We start from the raw sequence: 26,344 nt of genomic DNA, 5'->3' as shown, positions 1-26,344 counted from the left end.
AGGGCGGGTGGTGCGGAGGGACACGAAGATGCGCGACGGGCACGCCTTGCTGCGGGTGCTGGCGGTGGACGACGAGGAGCCCGCGCTCGCGGAGCTGGTGTACCTCCTGGAGGAGGACGAGAGGGTCGGCAGCGTGGTCCCCGCCCCGACGTCCACCGAGGCGTTGCGCCTGCTGGGCCGGGCCAGTCAAGAGGGCCCGCACGGCGCGGCGGCCGTCGACGTCGTCTTCCTCGACATCAGCATGCCCGGCCTGAACGGCCTCGAACTGGCCGCCCTGCTGGGCAGGTTCGCGGCCCCGCCGCTCATCGTCTTCGTCACCGCCCACGAGGACCACGCGGTGCGCGCCTTCGACCTCAAGGCCGTGGACTACCTGCTCAAACCCCTGCGCAAGGAGCGGTTCGCGGAGGCCGTACGACGCGTCGCCGAAACGGTCCGGGCGCGGGTGCCGCAGCCCCCGGGCCGGCAGCCGGCGCCCGCGTTCGGTGACCAAGTGCCGGTCGAACTGGGCGGGGTGACCCGCTTCCTGCCCATCGCCGACATCGCCTACGTCGAGGCGCACGGCGACTACGCCCGCCTGCACACCGGGCACGGCAGCCACCTGGTGCGCATAGCGCTGTCCACGCTGGAGGAACACTGGCGCTCACGCGGGTTCGTCCGGATCCACCGCAGCCACCTCGTGGCCCTCGGCCGCATCGAGGAACTGCGCCTGGACGGAGGCAACCTGAGCGTGCGGATCGGTGACCGCGTCCTCGCCGTGAGCCGCCGCAACGCCCGGGAGCTGCGGGATCTGCTGGCCCGGCAGGCCAAGGGCGCGGCCGGCCGGACACCTTGACCGCCCCGGGGGCATCCGGGCGTGACATACCGGTGCCGATCCGCGTCCGGCGTCTATCTCAGGGATGCCCCGCTGCGTACACTCGCCGCAACAAGGCGATCACCGCGGCCTCGGGGGAGTGCGTCATGGGTGCGGAATCCGTCCCTCGCAGAGAAGTGGTCACCGGGCAGCCGCGCACCGCACCGGCCGGCCCTGCGGCGGTGATCAGCGCCACCGCCACGGGCGACGACACCGCCGTACGGAGGCTGATGCGCCGTCAAATGCGGGCCGCCCTGACCACGACCGCCCTGCTCACGGCCCTGCTGGGCCTGCTGCCCCTCGCCTTCCGCGCCCTGCCCCGGCCCGGTGTGCCGCTCGCCGTCTGGCTCGTGCTGGGAGTGGTGCCGTACCCGGCGCTGTGGTGCATGGGGGTCTGGTACGTCCGCCGTGCCGAGCGCAACGAGGGTGACGTGACCGTCCGTTGAACCAGACGTACGGAATCGCCGGCGCGTCGGCCGTGGTCCTCGCCACGGTGCTCGTCGGAGCGCTCGGCCTGCGCATCTCCCGTACCACCTCCGACTTCTACGTCGCCTCGCGCAGCGTCCCGCCCCGGCTCAACGCCTGCGCGGTCAGCGGCGAGTACCTGTCCGCCGCCTCCTTCCTCGGCGTCGCCGGACTCGTCCTCGCCCAGGGCGTGGACATGCTGTGGTTCCCCATCGGCTACACCGCCGGATTCCTCGTCCTGCTGGCCTTCGTCGCCGCCCCGCTGCGCCGCTCCGGCGCCTACACCCTGCCCGACTTCGCCGAGGCCCGGCTGGAGTCCCGGGCCGTGCGGCGGATCGCGAGCGTGCTGGTCGTCGGGATCGGCTGGCTGTACCTGCTGCCCCAACTGCGCGGTGCCGGGCTGACATTGCGGCTGCTCACCGGAGCGCCCGGCTGGCTCGGCGGCCTCCTCGTCGCCGCCGTCGTGACCGGCGCGGTCGCCGCGGGCGGCATGCGCAGCATCACCTTCGTCCAGGCCTTCCAGTACTGGCTGAAACTCACCGCACTGCTGGTGCCGGCGGTCTTCCTGCTGCTCGCCTGGCGCGCCGACCACGCCCCGGCGCCCTCCTGGGACGAACGGCCCGTCTTCCAGCGCTCCACCGTGATGCGCGCCGACCGGCCGCTGACCCTCAGCGTCCGCGAACCGCTCCCGGTCACCGCGACCGGCACCGTCGACGGCCGCCCCCTCGCGGGCGATGCCCTCACCCTCGCCGAGGGCACCCACCGCATCGGCGCCGGCACCACCGTGCGCTTCCCGCCCGGCGCCCGCGTGCCACTGCCCGCCGACGCCGAAGAGCACGCGTCGAGCTGGGCCAGACCGCTGTCGGCGAGCCGCGAACAGCACAGTCTGTACGCCACCTACGGGCTGATCCTCGCCACCTTCCTCGGCACCATGGGCCTGCCGCACGTCGTCGTCCGCTTCTACACCAACCCCGACGGCCGCGCCGCCCGCCGCACCACCGTCAGCGTGCTGGGCCTGCTCGGCGTGTTCTACCTGCTGGTCCCCGTCTACGGCGTCCTCGGCCGGCTCTACGCCCCCGACCTGCTGCTCACCGGCGACACCGACGCCGCCGTCCTCGTCCTGCCGCAGCGGCTGCTCGGCGGGACGGCCGGCAACCTGCTGGGCGCGCTGGTCGCGGGCGGGGCGTTCGCGGCGTTCCTGTCCACCGTCTCCGGACTCACCATGTCCGTCGCGGGCGTCCTCGCCCAGGACGTGCTGCCGACCCTCGGCATCCGGCACTTCCGGCTCGCCACCCTGCCGGCGATCGCGGTGCCCACCGCCGCCAACACCGTCGTCAGCGACCTGCCGGTGGCCGACGCCGTCGGCCTCGCCTTCGCGGTGTCCGCCTCCTCGTTCTGCCCGCTGCTCGTCCTCGGCATCTGGTGGCGCCGCCTGACCCCACCGGGCGCGATCGCCGGGCTGCTCCTCGGCGGCGGCTCGGCGCTCACCGCGGTGACCGTCACCATCGCCGGCGGCGTCCGCTCCGGCTGGCTGCACACCCTGCTGGCCTGGCCCGCGGTCTGGTCGGTGCCCGTCGGCTTCACGGCCATGGTGCTGACCTCCCTGGCCACCCGCCGCCGCGTCCCACCCGGCACGGGCGTGACGATGGCCCGCCTGCACCTGCCCGAACCGACCCTGACGGCCCGCCCCGGCCCGGGGCGACCCGCCGGACGGCTCCACCCGTGAGCGCCCTCGGTGCCGTCGTCCTCGCCCTGGCCGGGCTCGCCCTGTTCGCGCTGGGCGCCGCCCTCGGGCACACCGCCGCCCGCCGACAGCACGAGAACGCGGCCGGACCCGGCACCTGCGTCGAACGCGCCACCTTCCACACCCTGCACACGGCCTCGCTCGCCGCCCCCGCGCTGCGCGCCGGCCTCACCCCGGACACGGCCCGCAAGGCCGCACGCCGGCTGCGCCCCCTGCTCGGCACCCTCGCCCTCGCCCTCGCCGACCAGGACGGTGTCCTGGCCTGGGACGGCACCGGCGACCACCACCGGGAGCAGCTGGCGGCGCCTCTCGCCGTCGCCGTGCGCACGGGCCGTACCCAGATCTTCGCGCTGCCGTGCGCGCAGGACACCTGTCCCGTCCGCTGGGCCGTCCTGGTCCCGCTGCCGGTCGACGGCCGGGTCACCGGCGCGCTGGCCGCCTTCGGCGAGCGCGAGTCCGCCGTCCTCGTGCGGGCCGCCGAGGAGGTGGCCCGCTGGGTCCTGGTGCAGCTCGAACTGGCCGGCCTCGACCGGGCCCGCGCCGACGCGATCGAGGCTGAGGTCCGGGCCCTGCGCGCCCAGATCTCCCCGCACTTCATCTACAACTCGCTCGCGAGCATCGCCTCGTACGTCCGCACCGATCCCGAGCGTGCCCGCGAACTCCTCCTGGAGTTCGCCGACTTCACCCGCTACTCGTTCCGCCGCGACGGCGACTTCACCACCCTCGCGGAGGAACTGCGCTCCATCGAGCAGTACCTGGAACTCGCCCGTGCCCGGTTCGGCAGTCGCCTGGAGGTGACGCTTCGGATCGCCCCGGAAGTCCTGGCCGTCACACTGCCGTTCCTGTGCCTGCAGCCCCTCGTGGAGAACGCGCTCAAGCACGGCCTGGAGGAGTCCGTCGACCGTGGCCGCATCACGATCGTCGCCGAGGACGAGGGCACGCAGGCGCGGGTCGTCGTCGAGGACAACGGCGTCGGCATGGATCCGGAACGCCTGCGCGCGATCCTGCGCGGCACGGCCGACCCCACCACCGGCATCGGCCTGAGCAACGTCGACCGCAGGCTGCGCCAGGTCTACGGCGACGAGCACGGCCTCGTCATCGAGACGGGCGTCGGAGCCGGTACGAAGATCACGGTCAGCATCCCGAAGTTCCGCCCCGGCGTTCACAGAGCCGGGGACGGCTGAGGGGGATGTGGATACGCGAGGGGGCCGGCCGTGTCGTGGCGTGACGGCGCCCTGGTCGCCTCTCCGCCGCTCTCCTCCCCGGGGTCACCCTCCGTCAGCGCCGCCGCGGCGGGCCACGCCCGCACGGCGGCTTCCAGCACGGTGCCGGCCGCCTCGGCGCTCACCCCCGACAGGCCGCCGAAGAGGCCGCTCGTCCGCAGGGCGATGACGCCGACCAGGCAGGCCACCAGCAGTTCGGCACCGGCCTGCGGGTCGCCGGCACCCTCGGCCGTCAGCCGGGCCGCGAGCGGTGACACCAGGTGGGTGCGGATCTCGTCCGCCGCCCAGGCGCGTACCTGCGCGTCGCCCTGGGAGAGAAGGGCCTGCACGAGGGGGCCCGGGGCTCCTCGCAGGTCAGCCCGGCGCAGCGCGTCCACGGTGCAGGCCCGAAGGCCGAGTCCTTCTCTGGGCACAGCGGTCTCACGGCCGTCCTCGGCGACCGCCGACCGGTACAACGCGGCCTTGTTGCCGAAGTAGCGGGCGACGAGGGAGCCGTCCACGCCGGCTCGTTCGCCGATGTCCCGGAGCGTCACCGCCTCATAGCCGTGGCGGCCGAACAGCACCCGGGCGGCGTCGAGCAGCGCGGCCCGCGTGGCGTTCGAGTCGCGCTTCCTGCCACAAGCGCGTTCCTTGCGCTGTTCGCTGGGCGACCCCATGTATGGCCCCTTCCGGCCGGTCGGTGTTCAGCCCCCGGCCGCTGCCGCGGGGGCCGGGCTCCGCGGCACGACGGCGGACTCGGCGGCCGGGGAGGTGGCCCGGCGCGGGGGGAGCGCGACGGCGACGACGCCGAGGAAGCCGGCCACCGAAGTGACGGTGGCGGGCGGCACGGCGGTGAGGCCGTGTCGCGCCGACCGTACGCGGCACCCGGTGGGAGCTGCCGCTGCCGGTCCCGGACGCCGGGGCGTGACGGAAGACGAGCAGTGGCACGACCGCGTACGCCGCGCCCACGCCGGCTCCGAGCAGGAAGGCGCCGAGCACGAGGAGCGCCGCGTGCCGCGCCGACCCGCCGTTCGGCGCTGGGCGGCACGTGCTGGTCGCGCGTTGGCCGGCACCAGGACTGCGCCGAGGAGACGGTCAAGGAGGAGGTGTGCTCGAGGCCGGGCGACACGACGTGGTGCCCTCGCCGGCCTCACCGCTTCTGCCTGCCTCGCCTGCCTCGGCCGCCTGGCCACTCGGCCCGCCGGCGTTCGTCACGCCGCAGTCTCCGCCTCGGCCCGGGATGCCGGCAGGGCGCGGGTGATCTCCGAGATGATCGTGCGTGTCGCGGTGTGGAGGAAGAAGTGGCCGCCGGGCAGCATCCGCAGCTGGGACCCCCCGGAGGACTGCCGGCGCCATCCATGGAGCCGGGCCGGGGAGACCAGGGCGTCGGCATCGCCGCCGAACACCGTCAGGGGCACCGGCAGCGGGGGGCCGTCCAGGTACTCGTAGTTCTCCAGCACCGAGAAGTCGGCGCGCAGTGTGGGCAGCATCAGCTCCATCAGCTCGTCGTCCTCCAGCACCTCCTGGGGGGTGCCGCCGAGGGTGCGCAGCTCCTCCATCACCTGTGCGTCCGGCGCGTCGTGGATCCGCGGCCGGTCGCTGGGCGCATCGGGCGCGCCCCGGCCGGACACGAACAGGTGGGCGGGCAGCGGCAGGCCCCGCCGGCGCAGGGTCCGGGTCAGTTCGAAGGCGAGCAGCCCGCCCATGCTGTGGCCGAAGATCGCGAACGGCCGGTCGAGGTACGGCCCGACCGCACCGGCCAGCCCGTCCACCAGGGGCCGCAGTCTGCTGATCGGGAGTTCGCCGAAGCGGCCACCGCGCCCGGGCAGCTCCAGCGGGCATATCTGGATGTGCTCGGGCGCGAGCGCGTGCCACTCGCGGTACGCCGCGGCACTGCCGCCGGCGTACGGGAGGCAGAACAGCCGGTAGGCCGCATGCTCTTGGGGCACCCAGCGGCCGAACCACGGGTTGTCCACGTCTGCTTCTCCTTCACGGCTCGGCACCGGTGGCCGGCATGTCGGTCGGGTCGGTTCGCCGGCGGTGCGGTGAGTGCGGTCGGCCGGCGGTGCGGTGAGTGCGGTCAGCGGGCGGTGGTGGCGGTGTCCACGAGCTTCAGGGCGCGGGAGGGGCAGCGCCCCACGGCACCCCGGACGGCCGCGAGACGTTCGGCCGGCGGGGCGGGCCGCAGCACCACCACGGTGCCGTCGTCGTCGGACTGGTCGAACAGGTCGGGCGCGGTCAGCGCGCACATGCCCGAACCGATGCATACCTCGGGGTCGGCCTCGATACGCATGCTCGTCGTCGCTCCAGGATGTCGGAAGGGGCCGGCGGGCGACCGGCAGCCGGCGTCGCAGGCATTGGAAAAGGCCGCGCAGTAATGACCGGCAAGCTTTTTATTGCTTGCTTTGTTGCGCGTGCGCATGACCCCACCCTCCAAGAATGGAGCGGGAACAGTCAAGAGATCCAGGAGGTCGATTATCAATGGAAAACCGCTATCAAACGGCTCGACTCGCTCTCGGGTCGTCCGCGTCACAGGCGGAGCCGGAAGTGGAATATGTGAATCCCTTTCATGTTCGTGTTCCGTGAGGTCAAAGCCCGGGTCAAGTGGAATGACGTGTTGTTGGACCGGCCGCCGCTATCGATCCACTCGAGGATGGCTGACTCGCAACCTGTTCCGGAGACGGTGATCTGCACGTCGCTGTCCGAGTAGAACGCGCGTAGATCAAGGTTCTGCCGGCGGCCTTCCGGTTCTTGACACTGTGTCGGAAGCGGCCGATATTACGCCCCAAGGACGTTCCATGGTTGCCGGTCTTCAAGGGGGACTCCATGCGTGAGAGCGGACGGCCCGAACAGCCCGGTGACCGCCGGGGCAGCCGTTTGAGCCTGGTGTCGGTGTCCCCCGCCGGGGCTGTCGGGTGCCGACCAGCCCTCCCCCTGTGCCGTGTGCCGGGCACAGGGCACCCGCCGGTGAACTGATCATGGGCGAGTGCCGGTTGCACCACACCGTCACGGAAAACCGGAGCGTTCCCCCACCTTCGTCTCTCCGCCGCTGCGCGTTTGCGTCTGCCATTGCCTTTGGTATGCGCACAAGCCCGGTCTGAACCAGCGCCAAAGGAGTCTTGCCGGAAACCAGCGAGATGCTCGCCATGACGCCGTTCACTGAAACGCTACGGAGGAAGTGCCACGTGTCCGATTCAGCAGCCGGTGAAGAGCCGCAGCCGCTCGTCGACGAACCTGTCATTAGCCGGCAGACGCAGTTAATCCCCGTCAACTCCCTCCTGGCGGCCGACTCGCCGCGACTGGCGGGAGAGGTCGAAGAGCACGCGCGGACACTGGCCGAGTCGGAAGCAGCGCTGCCGCCCATCGTCGTCCACCGGCCCACCATGCGGGTCGTCGACGGCATGCACCGGCTGCGGGCGGCTGTGCTGCGCGGCGACGACCTCATCGAGGTCCGGTTCGTGGACGGCACCGCGGAGGACGCCTTCGTCCTCGCCGTCAGACTCAACGCCGACCACGGGATGCCGCTGTCCCGGCAGGACCGCGTGGCTGCGGCGATACGTATCGTGGAGAGTCACCCCGCCTGGTCCGACCGGAGGATCGCCGCGGTCACCGGCCTGTCCCCCGGGATGGTGGGATCGCTGCGCGCCAGGGCCGGCGGCACCGCGCAACTGGCCCTGCGCACCGGCAGGGACGGCCGCAGGCGCCCGGTCAACGGAGCCGCCGGGCGCCTCGCCGCCAGCAGGGTCATCGCCGAGACCCCGGACGCCTCGCTGCGGGAGATCGCGAGCAGGGCGGGAATCGCCGTGGCCACCGCGCGGGACGTGCGTCAGCGGATGCGGCTGGGACAGGACCCGGTGACGCCGAGACTCCGGCTGGCCGTCGGCGCGGACGACCCCGGCGAGGGAGCCGAGGAGCGGTTCGACGCGTCCGCGGCATCGGTCTCTCCGCTGGTCTGGGAGAGCATGCTGTCCAGCATCTCCAGGGATCCCTCGCTGCGGATGTCGCAGATCGGCCGTAGGCTGCTGCAACTGCTGCGCACGCACATGCTCACCGCCGAGCAGCGCAAGGACCTCATCGACGGCATTCCGGCCCACCGCACCGCCGACGTGGCGCAGATGGCCCGGATGTGCGCCTCCCGGTGGCTGCAGTTCGCCCGCGACGTCGAGGGCAGAAGCCCCGATGACGTGGGTGAGGCCGGGGAGCGGCAGGCAGAGCAACTCTCCTCCTCCGGGGCCCGAGTGGGCGGCGCCGCCTCGCGGCCCTCCGCGGGTCGGCCCACCCGCACCACCCGAGAGACCACCCACGACCATGACGCACGGCCGGTGACTTCAGCGGCACCGGCCCGGAAAGGACCCGAGATGACCAACCCGTTCGACGACCAGCAGGCTCGTTGTCTCGTGCTCGTCAACGCCGAGAACCAGCACTCGCTCTGGCCCGCCTCCGCCGCGGTGCCCGCCGGCTGGAGCGTGGCGCACGGCGAGGCGGGGCGCCAGGAGTGTTTGGAGTACATCGAGCGCACCTGGACCGACACGCGGCCCAGACCCCTGGCCGCCGCACCCGGCCAGGGCTGACCGCCACGAGCGGCGGGGGCGCCCGTCAGGCACCGAACGCCCGTTACCCGGCCGCGGTCACGGGACCGGTACGGAACCGGTTGATCGCGGCCTCGTGCCTCGCCCGCAGCTCCGGGTCACGCACCCCGAGGCCCTCGTGAGGCGCGAGGCACAGCACACCGACCTTGCCCTGGTGCCGGTTGTGGTGCACGTCGTACACGGCCTGGGCGGTCTGCTCCAGCGGAACCACCTGCGAGAGCGTGGGATGGATGCGCCCCTTGGCGATGAGCCGGTTCGCCTCCCACGCCTCCCGGTAGTTCGCGAAGTGGGTGCCGATGATCCGCTTGAGGTTCATCCAGAGATAGCGGTTGTCGTAGGTGTGCTCGTAGCCGCTGGTGGAGGCGCAGCTGACGATGGTGCCGCCGCGGCGGGCCACGAACACGCTGGCCCCGAACGTCTCCCGGCCGGGGTGCTCGAAGACGATGTCCGGGTCCTCGCCACCGGTCAGTTCCCTGATCCGGGACCCGAACCGCCGCCATTCGCGCACATCCTGGGTGTGTTCGTCGGACCAGAAGCGGTACCCCTCCTCGGACCGGTCGATCACCAGCTCCGCACCCATCCGACGGCAGGCCTCCGCCTTCTGCGGGCTGGACACCACGCACACCGGAGTGGCCCCGCCGTTGAGGGCGAGCTGGGTGGCGTACGAGCCGAGGCCGCCGGAGGCTCCCCAGATCAGGACCGTGTCGCCCTGCTTGAGGCGCGCCCCGTTCGGCGAGACCAGCTGCCGGTAGGCGGTGGAGTTCACCAGGCCGGAGGCGGCGGCCTCCTCCCAGGTGAGGTGGCCCGGCTTCGGCATCAACTGGTTCGCCTTGACCAGCGCCAGCTCGGCCAGTCCGCCGAAGTTGGTCTCGAACCCCCAGATCCGCTGCTCCGGGTCGAGCATCGTGTCGTCGTGGCCGTCCGGATGGTGCAGTTCCACCGACAGGCAGTGCGCCACCACCTCGTCGCCGGGACGCCAGGCGGTGACGCCCTCGCCGCAGCGCAGCACGACCCCGGCCAGATCGGAACCGAGCACGTGGTACGGCAGGTCGTGCCGGGCCGCCTGCGGTGACGTCCTGCCGTACCGGGACAGGAAGTGGAAGGTCGGCAGCGGCTCGAAGATCGAGGACCACACGGTGTTGTGGTTGATGCCGCTGGCCATCACGGCGATCAGCACCTCGCCGGCGGCGACCTGGGGCGCGGACACCTCGTCGAGGTGCAGGGACTTGCGGGGGTCCTTGTCCTTCCCGGCGAGTCCGTCGAACATCGTCGCCTCGTCGGCGTGCAGTGTGATGCCCCGGTAGAACTCGGGCACGGGAAGAGTCGCGACGGCCTCCGGCTCGTCGGCCAGGATCGCGTCGAGGATCTTCTGCATGGTTCGGGCCCTTTCGGTGGAGAAATAGGCATGTGAAAACACGAGAGGGCGGGCGGGAACGCAGGAGTAATGCGATCGGTCGCCGTGGCGTCTGTCCCGGGATCGCGCAGCCGGATTGTGGGGCGCGCGGGCCATTCATGCTGCACTCCGTGCGTTCACGAGTCCAGTGTGCCTACCTGCGCCCACGCGCGCCGGTGTTCAAGTGTCCAAAACAGTCAGTTGAACACCCGTGCTTCGGCTTCGGCGCCGGCGTGGGGCTCGGGCGTTCCGAACTTCCCTGAAGTTATTGGACATTTCGCGCGCCGGTGGACGGCTGTGCGCTGCTCACAGTGCTACCCCGCCATCGCGCCGCGCTACCGCGCGTCTCGGCGGAGCGCCGCTCGGCAATGCACCGCTCCCGGAGTGCGAGTTCTCCGCAGCGGTTGAACATAGGTCAATCGTTCGTTTCTTGACGAGGTGCGCGCGCTCGTGGATGCTGACTTGCCGAACGGGGTGGATCTTGAGGCGATGACACCGCCCCGGCGATTTTGAATTCGTTCAACCACTCGTTACGGACTGCTGTCCACTTTCTGTCCAGGTGATGAAAAAAAGGTGTCCCGGCAGTCGGCCGGGCCCGAGCAGACGCCGCCCGAAGGAACGCGCGGGGACTTTCCGGAGCCGGATGTCCCCGCTGCTTCCCGCGACTTCCGCGAGGGCTTTCTCGTAGGTGCCCAGTGTGAGAGGACGGTCTGATGCCGGGGCGCGATTCCGAATCGCTTGTTGATCATTTCCGGGTGGCATTCGGTGAGCAGCCACAGGACCGGACCTTCCGATTCCTCGTGAACGGTGAGGGCGAGCCGCAGTGCCTGACCAACGCCGAGGTCGACCTGCGGGCGCGCACCGTCGCCGCCGTGCTCAGGGAGCGGTTCCCCGCGGGGGAGCGGGCGCTGATCATCTGCCCGCCCGGGCTGGACTACATGGTGGCCTTTTTCGCCTGCCTGTACGCCGGCATCATCGCCGTACCCGCCTATCCGCCGGACCCGGCATTCCTCAAGCGGACCCTGCCGCGGCTGGTCGGCGTCATCGAGGACGCCGAGGCGGCGGTGATCCTGGCCCCGGCGGCCACGGTCGCCCTGGCCGACTCCTTCTACGAACACGCACCGGCGCTGCGTGACATCGCCTGGCTCGCCGTGGACGACCTGGACACCGCAGCCGCCGACGGGTGGCGCCACCCCGGGGTCGGCCGGGACGACATCGCCTTCCTGCAGTACACGTCCGGTTCCACCAGCCGCCCCAAGGGCGTGATGGTCAGTCACGGCAACCTGCTGCACAACATCGACTCCATGCTGGGCAAGTTCTTCTTCCACGACCCCGCCCAGCACGTGGTGAGCTGGCTGCCGCCCTTCCACGACATGGGGCTGATCTTCAGCCTGCTCACCCCGGCCTACGCGGGGTTCCCCGTCACGTTCATGGCGCCGTACTCCTTCCTCAAGCGGCCCTACCGCTGGCTGAAGGCGATATCCGACACCGGGGCGACCGCCTGCGCCGCCCCCAACTTCGCCTACGACCTCGCGGTGGCCAAGGTGACCCCGCAGGAGCGCGAGACCCTGGACCTGAGCCGGTGGCGGATAGCGGCGAACGGCGCGGAACCGGTGCGGCTGGAGACCCTGGAGCGTTTCAGCGCCACCTTCGCCGAGTGCGGGTTCCGGGCCACCGCGCACGCGCCCTCCTACGGGCTGGCCGAGGGCACCCTGATGGTCTCCACCGGCCACCCCGACCGTGACCCGGTCTGGCGCCACCTGACGCCGGACGCCCTGGAGGCGGGCACGACCGAGGACGCGGCACCCGGCGAACCGTCCCGGACGCTGCTGAGCTGCGGCACCACCCTGCCCGAACAGCGGGTGGTGATCGTCGACCCGCAGACCCGGACCGCCCTGCCCGACGGCCGGGTCGGCGAGATCTGGGTGGCCGGGCCGAGCGTCGCCCACGGGTACTGGCGCCGCATCCCGGAGACCGAGGAGATCTTCCAGGCCCGCCTGGCCGACACCGGTGAGGGCCCCTTCCTGCGCACCGGCGACCTCGGCTTCGCCGACGGCCCGGAGCTGTATGTCACCGGCCGCCGCAAGGACGTCGTCATCATCGCGGGCCGCAACCACTACCCGCAGGACATCGAACGCACCGTGGAGACGGTGGACCGCGGCCTGCGGCAGGGCTGCGGAGTGGCGGGCTCCCGCGAGATCGACGGCGAGGAACGCCTGATCGTCATCCAGGAGTACCGCGGCAGCAAGGAACCCGCGGAACACCGGCGGATCATCGGCGCGATCCGGGCGGAAATCGCCCAGGAACACGGCCTGCAGGCCTTCGCGGTCGCCCTCGTACGGACCGGCACCGTGCCCAAGACCTCCAGCGGCAAACTCCAGCGCGCCGCCTGCCTGGACAGCTTCATGAACGACAGCCTGAACGCGGTGGCCCTCTGGCGGCACGACCGGGACGGCGCCGTGCCCGCCGCTCCCGCCGCGGGCGAACACACCACGGGCGAAGCCGCCCCGGAGCCGTCCGTCGCGGCGACCGCCGCCGACATCGAGGGGTGGCTGAGGGAGGCCCTGGCCGAGGCGACCGGCAGCCGGCCCGAAGCCGTCGACCCCGCCCTGCCGTTCGCCGCGTACGGCCTGCAGTCGGTGCACATGGTCACGCTCGCCGGTGACCTCGAACGCCGCCTCGGCCGCCCGGTGGACGCCACCGTGGCGTGGGCGCACCCCACCGTGGAGAAGCTCGCCCGGCACCTGGCGGGCGAGCCGGCCACCGACGCCGTGCCCATCGGCGCCGCCGTCACCACCGTGGCCCCCGGCGCCGCGGCGACCACCGGCACCGCCGACACCACCGTGTCCGTCCAGCCGGCACCCGCCGGACCCGGCCGGGGCGCGGCCGAGCCCGTGGCCGTCGTCGGCATCGGCTGCCGCTTCCCCGGCGGCGCCGACAGCCCGGAGAGCTTCTGGCGGCTGCTGTGCGAGGGATTCGACGCGGTCACCGAAGTGCCCGCCGAACGCTGGAAGATCGAGGACTTCACCGCCGAGGACCCCAAGGTCCCCGGCCGGACCAACAGCCGCTGGGGCGGCTTCCTGAAGGGCGTCGCCCAGTTCGACCGGGGCTTCTTCGGCATCGCGCGGCAGGAGGCCGCGCGCATGGACCCGCAACAGCGGCTGCTCGCCGAAGTCGCCTTCGAGGCACTGGAGGACGCGGGACTGCCCGCCGACCGGCTGGCCGGCTCGTCGACCGGCGTCTTCATCGGCATCTCCGCCTTCGACTACGCCGCACGCCAACTGCGTGACCTGGACGCCATCGACGCCTACACCGGCACCGGCAGCGCGCTCAGCATCGCCGCGAACCGCCTGTCGTACCTGCTGGACCTGCACGGCCCCAGCATGGCCGTCGACACCGCGTGCTCCTCCTCCCTGGTCACGGTCCTCCAGGCCGCCGCGAGCCTGGACCGCGGCGACTGCGACCTGGCGCTGGCCGGCGGCGTGAACCTGGTGCTGTCCCCGGCGCTGGCCATCAACTTCAGCAAGGCGGGCGTGATGTCCGGCGACGGCCGGTGCAAGCCCTTCGACGCCAGTGCCGACGGATACGTCCGCTCCGAGGGCGCCGGGGTCGTCGTGCTCAAGCCGCTCAGCCGGGCGCTGGCGGACGGCGACCGGGTGTACGCCGTGATCCGCGGCGGCGCGGTCAACTCCGACGGCGCCAGCAACGGCCTCATGGCCCCCAACCCGCAGGCCCAGGAAGCGGTCCTGCGTGCCGCCTACGCCCGCGCCGGGGTCCGTCCGGCGGACGTGCGCTACGTCGAGGCGCACGGCACCGGCACCATCCTCGGCGACCCGATCGAGGCCAAGGCGCTCGGCGCCGTGCTCGGCGAGGGACGCGACCCGCACCGGCCGTGCCTCATCGGCTCGGTGAAGTCCAACGTCGGCCACATGGAGTCGGCGGCCGGCATCGGCGGGCTGATCAAGACGGCCCTGGTCCTGCACCACCGCGCCGTGCCGGCGACCGTGCACTACCGGGAGCCCAACCCGCACATCCCCTTCGACGAACTGCCGCTGCAGGTTGCGGACACCCTCCAGCCGTGGCCCGACGACGACGGCCCCGCCCTGGCGGGCGTCAGCTCGTTCGGCTTCGGCGGCACCAACGCCCACCTGGTACTCCAGGCGCCGCCGCCCGTCCCCGCCGCCCGGCCCGCGCCCGACGGTGCGGTGCTGCTACCCGTATCGGCACGCGACGAGCAGGCGCTGCGCGAGCTGGCCGCCCGCTACGAGTCCCTCCTGGGCGCAGCCGGACCCGACCTCACCCCGGGTGCCCTCGCCTCGGCAGCCGCGCTGCGCCGCACCCACCACGAGCACCGGCTGGCCTGCGCCGGCACCACCCTGGAGGAACTGCGCACCGCGCTGGCCGCGTTCGGCCGCGGCGAGCAGGCCCCCGGTCTCACCTCCGGTGTCAGGCGCGTCGGCCGACGCCACCGCCCGGTGTTCGTCTTCTCCGGTCAGGGCCCCCGCTGGTGGCCGGTGGCCGCGGACCTGATCGCCGGCGAACCCGTGTTCCGGGCCGTCATCGACCGTGCCGACGCACTGCTGCGCCGGCACACCGACTGGTCACTGCTGGACCAGCTCACCGCCGACCCCGACCGGTCCCGGCTGCTGGACACAGCGGTCGGCCAGCCCGCGCTCGTCGCCGTCCAGGTCGCGCTGGCCGCGCTGTGGCGGTCCTGGGGCGTGGAACCGGCCGCCGTGGTCGGGCACAGCGTCGGCGAGATCGCCGCGGCCCACGTCTCGGGCGCGCTGTCCCTGGAGGACGCCCTCCTCGTCGCGCTGCACCGCGGCACCGTCCTGCACCAGGCCGCCGGCAAGGGCCGCATGGCGGTGGTCGGCCTGTCGCTGGAGGAGACGGAACGGCTGCTCGCCGAGCGCCGGCCGGGCCCGGTGTGGGTGGCCGCGGGCAACAGCCCCGGCTCCACCGTCCTGTCCGGCGAGGCCGCCGCCCTGACGGAACTGGCCCGCACCCTGGAGGCCGAGGGTGTCTACTGCCGGCTCCTGGAGTCCGTCGAGTTCGCCTCCCACTGCCCCCTGATGGAACCCGTCGCCGGTGAGCTGTGGCGGCTGCTGTCGGGCGTGACGCCGCGCGCCGCGGCGGTCCCGATGCTCTCCACGGTCACCGGGGAGCCGGTCACCGGCGATTCTCTCGACGCCGAGTACTGGGCCGCCAACCTCACCCGGCCGGTGCTGTTCGACCGCGCCGTCACCGCGCTCGCCGAGTCCGGGCACGACGTGTTCGTCGAACTCTCGCCGCACCCGATGCTCACCGACGCCATGAACGACCGGCTGTCCGCCTACGACGACACGGTCGTGGTGTCCTCGCTGCGCCGTGACGAGCCGGGGCGGGCCGCCGCACTGACCGGGCTCGGCCGGCTCTACAGCGCCGGGTTCCAGGTCGACTGGACCCGCGTGTACGCCCCGTCCGGTGCGCTGCCCGCCCTGCCCACCTACCCGTGGCAGCGCACCCGGTGCTGGTTCGAGGAGGACACCGCCGTCCGCCGTACCGTGTGGGACGGCCACCCCGTGCTGCGCTCCTTCGTGCGCTCCGCGGTCGCACCGCACGCCGACCACTGGTCCGCACCGGTGGACCTGGACGGCTTCGGCTACCTCAAGGACCACCAGGTGTCCGGCACCGCGGTCCTCCCGGCGAGCATGGTGCTGGACGCCGCGCTCGCCGCGGCCCGCACCCGGCTCGGCCCGGCCGCCGCCGTGACCGACCTCCACCTGACCCGGCTGACCGCGGTACCGGACCGGTGCGCCGACGACACCGTGCAACTGGTCCTCCTTCCGGAGACCGCCGAGACCGGATCGCTGCGCCTGTTCACCCGCGGCGGCGAGGACGAGGACTGGGCCCAGGCCGCCCACGGCTCCTACCGGCGCACCGCCGCACAGCCCGCCGCCGAACCGCTGGACGTGCTGCGCGCCCGCTGCACCGACGCAGTCGAGGCCGGCGACCACTACGCCGCGATGCACCGCTCCGGACTGATGTACGGACCGGCGTTCCAGGGAGTCGGGGAACTGTGGCGCGGATCCGGCGAGGCCCTCGCCCGGCTGCGCGACCAGGCGGAACTCACCGACGCCCGCGGCGCCCACCTCGTCCACCCGGCCGTCCTGGACAGCGCCCTGCAGGCACTGGGCGCGGCGCTCGGCGGTGCAGACCAGCCGTCCCCGGACCGTACGTACCTGCCGGTACGGGTGGGTGGCTTCACCCTCTTCACCGACCGTGCCGCCCCCCGGTGGGCCCACGCCTCGGTGGCCGCGTCGCAGCCGGACGCCGACGAGATCGCCGACGCCACGGTCGTGCTGTACGACGAGTCCGGCGCTGTCGTCGGTGAACTCACCGGGGTCGCCCTGCGCCGGGTGAACCGCACGGACGCCGGTGACCCGGCGGCCAGGGACCTGTACCGGATCAGCTGGCACGAGGCCCCGGCCGAGCCCGCCACCGGGGGCCGGCCCGGCCGGTGGCTGCTGTTCGCGGACCGCGGCGGCGTCGGCGCCGGCCTGGAGGCCGCGCTGACCTCCCGCGGCGGCACCTGTGTGACCGTCACCGCCGGGCCCGGCTACCGCGCGACCGGACCCGGCCGCTACGAGATCGACCCCGGCAGCCCGGACGACCTCGCCGCCCTGCTGTCCGACCTGTACGCGCCCGGCACCCCCGAGGGCGGCATCGACGGCATCGCCGACGCCCGAGCCCTGGACCTCGACCTCAGCGAGGACGCCACCCCCGAACAGCTCCTCGCCGCACAGGACGCCGCCTGCCTCCCCGTCCTGCGGCTGGTCCAGGCACTGGCCTCGGCCCAGCCGGAGCCGGCACCCCGCCTGGTGCTGCTCACCCGGGGCGCCCAGCAGGCCGGCGACCACGACCGGCCCGCCGTCGCCCAGTCACCGCTGTGGGGCCTGGCCCGGGTCATCGGGCTGGAGCACGGTGAACTGCGCCCGGTGATCGTCGACCTCGACCCGGCCCGCCCTCAGGACGAGGCCGGCCGGATCGTGGACGAGATGCTGCTTCCCGGCGACGACGACCAAGTCGCCCTGCGCGACGGAGTGCGCCGCACCCCGGCACTGCGGCCCTGGACGGACGGCGGCACCGACGGCCGGCCGGCACGGCAGTGGCCCTTCGACCCCGCCCGCGACGGCAACCACCGCCTCCTGGCGGCGCGTCCGGGCGTGCTGTCGAGCCTTCGTTCCACCGCGTGGCACCGGACTCCGCCCGGCCCCGGCCAGGTGGAGATCGAGGTGACCGCGGCCGGCGTCAACTTCAGCGACGTCCTCAAGGCGATGAACGCCTACCCGGGCGCCGAGGGGATCGTGCCGCTGGGCGCCGAGTGCGCGGGCCGGATCAGCGCCGTGGGCGAGGGCGTCACCCATCACCGGGTCGGTGACCCGGTGATGGCGGTCGGCGGGAACAGCCTGGCGGCCTTCACCACCGTCGACGGCGGCCTCGTCGCTCCGCTGCCGGAGGGCCTGGCCTTCGAACAGGCCGCCGCGGTGCCCATCGCGTTCCTCACCGCCGTCCACGCGCTGGAACACCTCGCCCGCCTCCGCAAGGGCGAAAAGGTGCTCATCCACTCCGCCACCGGCGGTGTCGGCCAGGCCGCCCTGCAGGTCGCCCGGCGCAACGGAGCCCAGGTCTTCGCCACCGCCGGCACCGAGGAGAAGCGGGACCTGCTGCGCAAGCTCGGTGTCGAGCATGTGATGGACTCCCGCTCCCTGGACTTCGCCGACGAGGTGATGCGGGCCACCGACGGACGCGGCGTCGACGTGGTGCTCAACTCGACCACCGGGGAGGCCCTCGTCCGCAGCATGCGGCTGCTGGCACCCGGCGGCCGGTTCGTGGAGATCGGCAAGCGGGACATCCACGACAACAGCCACATCGGCCTGGGCTTCTTCAAGGACAACCGGGCCTTCTTCGCCGTCGACCTCGAACGCAGCATCCGCGAGCAGGAAGACCTGATCAGCGACATCTTCCGCGACGTCAACGAGGGCTTCGAACGCGGGGAGTTCACCGCGCTGCCGGTGACCGTCCGCCCGTACGCCGAAGCCGCCACCGTCTTCACCACGATGGCCAGGGCCCAGCACACCGGCAAGCTCGTACTGCGCCCCGACGCACACGAACTGATCACCACGGGCCCGCAGCAGGCCCCCGTCCGGCCGGACGCCACCTACCTGATCACCGGTGGCCTCGGCGCCCTCGGCCTGGAGACGGCCCGCTACCTGACCGCGCAGGGTGCCCGGCACCTGGTGCTGGCCGGCCGCAGCGCCCCCTCGCCCGAGGCCGAAGGGGCCCTGGCCGAGCTGCGTGCCACGGCGGAGGTCAGCACCGTCCGCGCCGACCTGGCCCAGCGCGACGCCGTCGACGGGATACTGGCCCGGATCGACGCCACGATGCCGCCGCTCGCCGGTGTCGTGCACGCCGCCGGCATCCTGGACGACGGATTGCTGACCGGACTCGACCCGGACCGGTTCCGCGCCGTCGCCGGCCCGAAGGCGGTCGCCGCCTGGCATCTGCACTGCGCCACCGCCGGACGCGACCTGGACTTCTTCGTCCTGTACTCCTCGGCCGCCGCGGTGCTCGGCTCCCCCGGTCAGGGCAACTACGCCGCCGCGAGCGCCTTCGTCGACACCCTCGCCCACCACCGCAGGTCCCGTGGCCTGCCCGCGCTCAGCATCGACTGGGGCCCGTGGTCCCGGATCGGCCTGGCGGCCCGGCCCGACCGTGGCGGCGCCCTGTCCGCCCGCGGTGTCGAGAGCATCAGCCCCGAACAGGGCATCGCCACCCTGGACCTGCTGCTGCGCGGCTCCGCGACCCAGGTCTGTGTTCTGCCGTTGGACCGCGACAAGCTGAACGGCCACGTCGGCGGGGGCCTGCTGCGCACCCTGGCCGGCCGGCCGGCCGAGGCCGAGGCGGGCCCCCAGGGAGCGGACGAGGTGCGAAGCAGGATGCTCGCGGTCCAACCCGGCCGCCGCCGCAGGGCGGTACTGCTCGACCACTGCCGGGCCGTGGCGGCCCGTGTCGTGGGCAGCGAACCGGCCGCGATCGACACCAGCGCGCCGTTCCCCGCGATGGGCTTCGACTCACTGCTCTCGCTGGAACTGCGGACGGGCCTCGAGTCCTCGCTCGGTGTGACGCTGCCGTCCACCGTCACCTGGCGCTTCCCGACCATCGACAGGCTCGTGCCCTTCCTGGCCGAACGCATGGAGATCGAGCTGGAGGCCACCCAGGCCGCGGCGCCCGAGCCGCCGCGGGAGCGGGTGCCCGTACCCGCCGCCCGGTCCGTCATGCCGACATCCGCCGAGAACGACGGGCCGCCGGACCTGGACGCGATGTCGGCGGCAGAACTCGAAGCCCTGCTGCTGGCCAAGACGAAGCAGCTCGACGAAGGGGGTCAGTGATGACGGGACCGGGACAGCAGGGCGTGTCGGCCGACACGCTCAGGCGCGCCTATCTGACCATGGAGCGGCTGCAGCGCCAGGTCGAGGAGTACGAGCGGGCCAGGAGCGAACCGATCGCCATCGTGGGCGTCGGCTGCCGCTTCCCCGGCGGCGTGACCGACACCGACACCTACTGGCGGCTGCTCACCAGCGGCGTCGACGCCATCCGGGACATCCCGGCGGACCGGTGGGACAACGACGCCTTCTTCGACGAGGAGCGCGGCAAGCCGGGCACGATCAACACCCGTTCCGGCGGATTCCTGGACCGCATCGACCAGTTCGACCACGACTTCTTCGGCATCTCCCGGCGTGAGGCGCTGGCCATGGACCCCCACCAGCGCCTCACCCTGGAAGTGGCCTGGGAGGCGCTGGAGAACGCCGGGCAGGCCCCCTCCGGTCTGGCCGGCAGCCGCACCGGCGTGTTCATGGGCGTGGCCACCTCGGACTACGTCACCGCGCAGATCCGCCGGGCCGAGGACGTCAGCGCCTACACCAGTTCGGGCGCCGCCCTCAGTTTCGTGCCCGGACGCATCGCCTACCTGCTCGACCTGCGCGGACCCAACATCACGATCGACACCGCCTGTTCGTCCTCCCTCGTCGCGGTGCACCAGGCGTGCCAGAGCCTGCGCACCGGGGAGTCGGACATGGCGCTGGCCGGCGGCGTCAACGTGGTCATGTCCCCGGTGCTGCTGCTGTCCCAGTCGGCGTTCGGCTCGGTGTCCCGGCAGGGGCGCGCGATGACCTTCTCCGACAGCGCGGACGGCTATGTGCGCGGCGAGGGGTGCGGTGTCGTCGTCCTCAAGCGGCTCTCCGACGCGCTGCGCGACGGCGACCGCGTCCTGGCCCTGGTCCGCGGCGGCGCGGTCAACCAGGACGGCCGCAGCTCCGGCATCACCGCCCCCAACGGAGCCGCCCAGCGCGAGGTGTACCGGACCGCGCTCGCCGCCAGCGGCGTCGAGGCGCACCAGGTCGGCCTCATCGAGACGCACGGCACCGGCACCCGGCTCGGCGACCCGATCGAGGCCGAGTCGCTCGCCGACGTCTACGGGCGCCCCGAGGGCCACCCCGTCTACCTCGGTGCCGTCAAGACCAATCTCGGCCATCTGGAGGCCGCGGCCGGCGCCGCCGGACTGATCAAGGCCGCGCTGTGCCTGGCGCACGGCGAGATCCCGCCCAACCTGCACTTCACCCGGCTGAACTCGAACATCTCCTTCGAGGGCACCACCTTCGAGGTGCCGACCCGGGTCACCCCCTGGCCCGAGTCGGACGGACCGCGCTTCGCGGCCGTGAGCAGCTTCGGACTCAGCGGCACCAACGCCCACCTGATCCTCGAGCAGGCCCCGCCGGCCCCTGGGGCCACCCCCGACGAGCGCCGCCCCGCCTCGATCCTGCCGCTGTCGGCCAGGAGCGAGACCGCCCTGGAGAACCTCGCACGCCGCTACCGGGACCGGCTCACCGCCGAGGACGACGCCTCCCTGGCCGACCTGTGCCACAGCGCCGGCACCGGCCGCTCGCACTTCCGGCACCGGCTCGCGGTCGTCGGCACCACCCGCAAGGAGATCGCCGACCGGCTGGACACGTTCCTGCGCGGCGAGAGCGACCCCGGCCTCGCCCACGACGAGGCCGAGAACACCGAGATCGTCTTCCTCTTCACCGGCCAGGGCGCCCAGCGTCCGGGCATGACGGCCCGCCTCTACCAGACACAGCCGACGTTCCGCCGGGCCGTCGACACCTGCGCGGAGATCCTCCAGCCGCTGCTGGAACAGCCGCTGCTGTCCGTGCTGTTCCCGGCCGACCCCGCCGACCGCCGGATCAACGACACCGCCTACGCCCAGCCGGCCACCTTCGCCGTGGAGTACGCCATGGCGCAGCTGTGGCGGTCCTGGGGCCTGGAGCCGGCCGCCGTCCTCGGCCACAGCTTCGGCGAGTGCGTGGCCGCCTGCGTCGCGGGCGCCATGTCGCTGGAGGACGGCCTGGCGTTCACCGTGGAACGGGCCCGCATCATCCAGGAGTTCTCCAAGCCCGGCACCATGGCCGCGGTGTTCGCCCCCGAGGCCGAGGTGGCCGCCCGGATCGCCGACGACCTCGACCGGATCTCCATCGCCGCCGTCAACGGCCCCGCCAACACCACCATCTCCGGGGAGCGGGAGCTGGTCGAGGAGGTCTGCGCCGAGTTCGCCGCCCGCGGTGTCACCGCCAAGCCGCTGCACATCGCCTCCGCGGGCCACTCACCGCTCATGGACCCGGTCCGCGACCCGCTGCGCGCCGCCGCGCGGAAGATCGCCTTCACCGCCCCGGCCATCCCGCTGGTCTCCAACGTGACCGGCGACCTGTGGCCGTGGGACCGGGCGCCGGAGGCCGACTACTGGTGCCGGCACGTCCGGGAGACCGTGCGGTTCGCCGACGGCGTGCGGACCCTGCACGACATGGGATACCGCACCTTCCTGGAGGTCGGTCCCGCCCCCACGCTGCTCGGCCTGGTCAGCGACGCCCTGCCGCCCGACCACGACGACCTGCTGCTGCCCAGCCTGCGTCCGAAGAACGACGACTGGGAGGTCCTGCTGCCGACCGTCGCGGCCCTGTACGCGCGTGGCGCCACCATCGACTGGGCCGGCTTCGACCAGGACTACACGCGTACCAGGGCGGCGCTGCCCACCTACCCGTTCGACCCCACCGAGTGCTGGCAGCCGCCCCGGCCGTGGCACGGCACCGAGCCCGCCTCCGCCGACGCGCCCCCCGCCGCCGACGGCGAGGACGAGGCCGCACCCGCAGCGCCGCGCCAGGAGACCGCGGCCCCGGCCCGGCGCCGCGGCAGGCGCCGGCAGAGCCCGATCCCCACGGCCGAGGAGCTGCTCAGCCTGCCCGAGGAGCAGCGGCTCGCCACGCTCACCGACCAGTTCGTGATCGGGGTCAGGGGCGTGCTCGGCTCGGTGTCCTCCTCGGTCGGTCTGGACGAGCCGCTGACCGGCCTCGGCCTGGACTCGCTGATGGCCGTGGAACTGCGCAACGACATCCAGAGCCGGCTGCAGGTCACCCTGCAGGTCACCGACTTCCTCGGCGGCGCCACCATCCGCTCCGTCGGGGAACGCGTCATCGCCCAGCTCGCCACCGGCGACGACGCGGCACCAGCCCAGGACAGCACGCCTGCCCGGGGAACCACCGACGCGCGATCCGCGCCGATCCGCCGCCGGAGGCGCACCGACGACAGCGTCGCCGCCGATGTGCTGGCGCAGCTGAGCGATCCCGCGGCCGGCGAGGAACCGCCTGCCGCGAGCAGAGAGGACCAGCCGTGACCGACGACCTCGAGGCGCGGCTGGCCGCCCTGTCCCCGGAGCAACGGGCCCGGTTCGACGAGCTGATGGCCGAGCGGAGCGCGGCCGAGGACATCTTCCCCCTGTCCGTCCTGCAACGCGGAACCTGGTTCCTGGAGCAGCTCCGGCCGAACAACCCCGGCTACATCGTGCCCGGCGCCGCCCGTGTCCTCGGCCCGCTGGACGCCGCCGTGCTGCGCGCCGCCGTCGCCGAGATCGTGCGGCGCCACGAGGCGCTGCGCACCACCTTCCGCGTCGAGGACGGCGTGCCGGTCCAGGTCGTGCACCACGAGATGACCGTGGACGTCCCCGAGATCGATCTGCGCGACGAGAGCCTCTCCGACGCCGACCGCCAGCGGTGGATCGACGAGGCACTGGCCGAGCCGCTCGACATCGCCACCGGCCCGCTGCTGCGGGTGCGGCTGCTGCGCACCGGCGCCGACGAGTCGGTGCTCGTGACCGCCATGCACCACCTGGTCTCCGACCGCTGGTCCACCGCGGTGTTCCTGTCCGAACTGTCCGAGCTGTACGAGGCGTTCGCCGCCGGCCGGCCCTCGCCGCTGCCCGAACTGGAGATCCAGTACGGCGACTTCTCCGACTGGCAGCACCAGCAACTGGCAGCAGGCGCCTGGGACGAGGACCTGGCGTACTGGCGACAGCGCCTCCAGGGCGCCCCCTCGGCACTCGACCTGCCCACCGACCGGCCCCGCCCGGCCGTACAGGGCTTCAACGGCCGCTCCGTTCCCGTCGAGCTGCCCGAGCCGCTGATGCGCGCCCTGAGCACGCTAGCCGGCCGGCACGGTGCGACCCCGTACATGGCGCTGCTCGCCGTGCTGCAGATCCTGCTGCACCGCCACAGCGGACAGGACGACGTCGTCGTCGGCGTGCCCATCGCACAGCGGGACCGCGCCGAGATCGAGCCGCTGATCGGCTACTTCGTCAACACCATGGCGATCAGGACGGACCTGAGCGGCAACCCGTCGTTCACCACCGTCCTGGAACGGGTCCGGGACGCCTGCATGGGCGCGTACGCCCACCAGGAGGTGCCCTTCGAACTCGTGGTGGCCGACCTGAAGCCGGCCCGCGACCTCAGCCGCCCCCCGCTCGCCCAGATCAGCTTCAGCTACGGCCGCGAGCCCGTGCCGCCCCGGGCGCTGGGCGGAGCCCACCTGAGCCGGCTGCCGGTCCGCAGCGAAGGCGCCCGCTTCGACCTGGAACTGCAGGCGTTCGACAGCGGTGGCGCGCTCACCGGCTGGTTCGAGTACGACCGGGACCTGTTCGACGATGCCACCGTCGTCCGCCTGGCCGCCCGCTTCGGCCGGCTGGCCGAACAGGCCGCCGCCCGCCCGGACACCCTGGTGGACGACTTCGAGCTGCTGGACGACGCCGAACGGCAGCTGGTCCTCACCGACTGGAACGCCACGGAGCAGGACTGGGGCGCGGCCGGCCTGGTGCACCAGCGCATCGAGGAACGGGTGCGCCGTCACCCGGACGCCGAAGCGGTCCGCCACGCCGGCCGGTCCCTGACCTACGACGCGCTCAACCGCCGCGCCAACCGGCTCGCGCACCGGCTGCGCCGCCACGGCGTCGGCCCGAACGTCGTCGTCGGCGTGGCCATGGAACGCTCCCTCGACCTGGTCGTGAGCCTGCTGGCGGTCCTCAAGGCCGGCGGCGCGTACACGCCGCTCGACCTCGACCTGCCGGCCGCGCGCCTGGCGGCCATCGCCGAGGACGCCCGGCCGCCGGTGGTCCTCACCCACGGCCCGGCGGCCGACCGGCTGCCCCCGCTCGACTGCCCGGTGCTCGACGTCGACGACCTCGCCGCCGAACTCGCCGCGGAAGCCGACGACGACCCCGGCGTCACCGTGGACGGCGAGGACCTGGCCTACGTCATCTTCACCTCCGGTTCGACCGGCCGCCCCAAGGGTGTGATGAACGTCCACGCGGCCCTGCGCAACCGGCTGCTGTGGATGCAGGACGCCTACCGACTGGACGCCTCCGACCGGGTGCTGCAGAAGACCCCGTTCTCCTTCGACGTCTCGGTGTGGGAGTTCTTCTGGCCGCTGATGGCCGGCGCCACCCTCGTCGTCGCCCGCCCCGGCGGCCACCGCGACAGCGGCTACCTGGCCCGTACCATCCAGGACGAGGCCGTCACCACCCTGCACTTCGTCCCCTCCATGCTGCAGGTCTTCCTGACCGAACAGGTGGAGAAGTGCACCAGCCTCAGACGGGTCATCTGCAGCGGTGAGGAACTCACCCGCGACCTGCACGACCGGTTCCTGGCCCGCTCCCGGGCCGAGCTGCACAACCTCTACGGCCCCACCGAGGCCGCCATCGACGTCACCTCCTGGCACTGCCGCCACGACGACGCCGACCGGCGGCCCGTCCCCATCGGCCGCCCCATCGCCAACACCCGGCTGTACGTGCTCGACCAGCGGCTGCGCCCCGTGCCCGTCGGCGTGCCCGGCGAACTCCACATCGGCGGGCGGGGACTGGCCCGCGGCTACCTGAACCGCCCCGACCTGACCGCCGAGCGGTTCATCGACGACCCCTTCGTGCCAGGCGGGCGCCTCTACCGCACCGGCGACCTGGTACGCCACCGTCCCGACGGCGCCCTGGAGTTCCTCGGCCGCCTCGACCACCAGATCAAGCTGCGCGGACTGCGCATCGAACTCGGTGAGATCGAAGCCGTGCTCATCACGCACGAGGCGGTCCGGGAGGCCGTGGTGGTCGCCCACGAGCACGCGCCCGGCGACGTCCGGCTCGCGGCGTACGTCACCTGTGCCGCCGGCACCGCGCCGTCGGCCGGTGACCTCGCCGCCCATCTGCGGCGGCGGCTGCCCGACTACATGGTGCCGGCCACCTTCACCGTCCTGGAGCGCCTTCCGCTGACCCCCAGCGGCAAGACCGACCGCAAGGCCCTGCCGGCGCCCCAGACCGCCCGCGCCGACCTCGAGACCCGGTTCGTCGCGCCGCGCGACAGGACGGAGCACGCCCTCGCCGAGATCTGGCGCGACCTGCTCGGCGTGGAACGGGTGGGCACCCGCGACAACTTCTTCGACCTCGGCGGGCACTCGCTGCTCATGGCCGAGTTCCGGACCGTCCTCGCCGCCTCCCTCGGCCACGAGCTGACCATGGTCGAGCTCTTCCAGCACCCCACGATCGGATCGCTGGCCGAGTACCTCGGCAGGACCCAGGCCACGGAGGCCGGATCCCCCAGCGGCGCCCGCGAGCGCGCCGAGAACCGTCGTCAGTCCCGAAACCGGCGGCAGCAGGCGGCCGAACGTCGGGCTCTTTCCCGCGAGGACAGGTGAGCA

The 26,344-nt window shown here is 73.0% G+C and carries 12 protein-coding genes; 8 read left to right on the top strand and 4 right to left on the bottom strand.

Annotated features, from left to right (window positions below):
- Positions 1-46 precede the first annotated feature (46 nt).
- The 4 genes from K7G59_RS02695 (at position 47) to K7G59_RS02680 (ending at position 4,243) form a co-directional block, all read left to right on the top strand.
- On the top strand, positions 47-832 hold the full coding sequence (locus tag K7G59_RS02695; protein ID WP_225830260.1) for a LytTR family DNA-binding domain-containing protein: 786 nt from the start codon (positions 47-49) through the stop codon (positions 830-832).
- 125 nt (positions 833-957) lie between these two features.
- Positions 958-1,296 carry a hypothetical protein gene (locus K7G59_RS02690; protein ID WP_225830141.1) on the top strand — a complete coding sequence of 113 codons (339 nt, stop codon included), beginning with the start codon at positions 958-960 and terminating at the stop codon, positions 1,294-1,296.
- On the top strand, positions 1,293-3,041 hold the full coding sequence (locus K7G59_RS02685; RefSeq protein ID WP_225830140.1) for a cation acetate symporter: 1,749 nt from the start codon (positions 1,293-1,295) through the stop codon (positions 3,039-3,041). The genes K7G59_RS02690 and K7G59_RS02685 overlap by 4 nt, the downstream gene beginning before the upstream one ends.
- Complete coding sequence (locus tag K7G59_RS02680) at positions 3,038-4,243, top strand: sensor histidine kinase (RefSeq protein ID WP_374114178.1); 1,206 nt, start codon at positions 3,038-3,040, stop codon at positions 4,241-4,243. Before K7G59_RS02685 ends, K7G59_RS02680 begins: the two co-directional genes overlap by 4 nt.
- On the opposite strand, the gene K7G59_RS02675 is transcribed toward K7G59_RS02680, so the two are convergent.
- The 3 genes from K7G59_RS02675 to K7G59_RS02665 form a co-directional block, all read right to left on the bottom strand.
- A complete protein-coding gene (locus tag K7G59_RS02675) occupies positions 4,222-4,938 on the bottom strand; it encodes a TetR/AcrR family transcriptional regulator (protein ID WP_225830139.1) in 717 nt (238 codons plus the stop codon). The two genes, K7G59_RS02680 and K7G59_RS02675, sit on opposite strands and share 22 nt — an antisense overlap.
- Positions 4,939-5,472: 534 nt before the next feature.
- Complete coding sequence (locus K7G59_RS02670) at positions 5,473-6,237, bottom strand: thioesterase II family protein (RefSeq protein ID WP_225830138.1); 765 nt, start codon at positions 6,235-6,237, stop codon at positions 5,473-5,475.
- 104 nt (positions 6,238-6,341) lie between these two features.
- A complete protein-coding gene (locus K7G59_RS02665) occupies positions 6,342-6,554 on the bottom strand; it encodes a ferredoxin (protein ID WP_225830137.1) in 213 nt (70 codons plus the stop codon).
- Positions 6,555-7,446: 892 nt separating this feature from the next.
- Between K7G59_RS02665 and K7G59_RS34915 the strand changes: the two genes are divergently transcribed.
- Complete coding sequence (locus K7G59_RS34915) at positions 7,447-8,832, top strand: MbtH family NRPS accessory protein (RefSeq protein WP_308294980.1); 1,386 nt, start codon at positions 7,447-7,449, stop codon at positions 8,830-8,832.
- A 43-nt stretch (positions 8,833-8,875) separates the two neighbouring features.
- On the opposite strand, the gene ccrA is transcribed toward K7G59_RS34915, so the two are convergent.
- Positions 8,876-10,225 (bottom strand): crotonyl-CoA carboxylase/reductase, encoded by a 1,350-nt coding sequence (gene ccrA, locus K7G59_RS02650; RefSeq protein ID WP_225830136.1) that lies wholly within the window; start codon positions 10,223-10,225, stop codon positions 8,876-8,878.
- A 773-nt stretch (positions 10,226-10,998) separates the two neighbouring features.
- On the opposite strand from ccrA, the gene K7G59_RS02645 reads away from it, so the two are divergent.
- Genes K7G59_RS02645 through K7G59_RS02635 form a run of 3 tightly spaced genes read left to right on the top strand, consistent with a single transcriptional unit; the run spans position 10,999 to position 26,341 of the window.
- Positions 10,999-19,677, top strand: a complete 8,679-nt coding sequence (locus tag K7G59_RS02645; RefSeq protein ID WP_225830135.1) for a type I polyketide synthase — start codon at positions 10,999-11,001, stop codon at positions 19,675-19,677.
- Positions 19,677-23,009, top strand: coding sequence for a type I polyketide synthase (locus tag K7G59_RS02640; RefSeq protein WP_225830134.1), 3,333 nt, complete (start codon positions 19,677-19,679; stop codon positions 23,007-23,009). The genes K7G59_RS02645 and K7G59_RS02640 overlap by 1 nt, the downstream gene beginning before the upstream one ends.
- Positions 23,006-26,341, top strand: coding sequence for a non-ribosomal peptide synthetase (locus K7G59_RS02635; RefSeq protein WP_225830133.1), 3,336 nt, complete (start codon positions 23,006-23,008; stop codon positions 26,339-26,341). The genes K7G59_RS02640 and K7G59_RS02635 overlap by 4 nt, the downstream gene beginning before the upstream one ends.
- The last annotated feature ends 3 nt before the right edge of the window (positions 26,342-26,344 follow it).

Origin of the sequence: Streptomyces sp. NK08204 (assembly GCF_020400585.1) — a bacterium.
Classification (GTDB): domain Bacteria; phylum Actinomycetota; class Actinomycetes; order Streptomycetales; family Streptomycetaceae; genus Streptomyces.
The sequence above is the reverse complement of the archived record's forward strand: the minus strand, read 5'-3'. Positions and strand labels throughout refer to the sequence as shown.

Excerpts from the sequence above, each read along its gene's own strand:
- K7G59_RS02690 (WP_225830141.1), top strand. The coding sequence starts at position 958 with ATGGGTGCGGAATCCGTCCCTCGCAGAGAAGTGGTCACCGGGCAGCCG.
- K7G59_RS02665 (WP_225830137.1), bottom strand. The coding sequence starts at position 6,554 with ATGCGTATCGAGGCCGACCCCGAGGTATGCATCGGTTCGGGCATGTGC.
- K7G59_RS02675 (WP_225830139.1), bottom strand. The coding sequence starts at position 4,938 with ATGGGGTCGCCCAGCGAACAGCGCAAGGAACGCGCTTGTGGCAGGAAG.
- K7G59_RS02640 (WP_225830134.1), top strand. The coding sequence starts at position 19,677 with ATGACGGGACCGGGACAGCAGGGCGTGTCGGCCGACACGCTCAGGCGC.
- ccrA (WP_225830136.1), bottom strand. The coding sequence starts at position 10,225 with ATGCAGAAGATCCTCGACGCGATCCTGGCCGACGAGCCGGAGGCCGTC.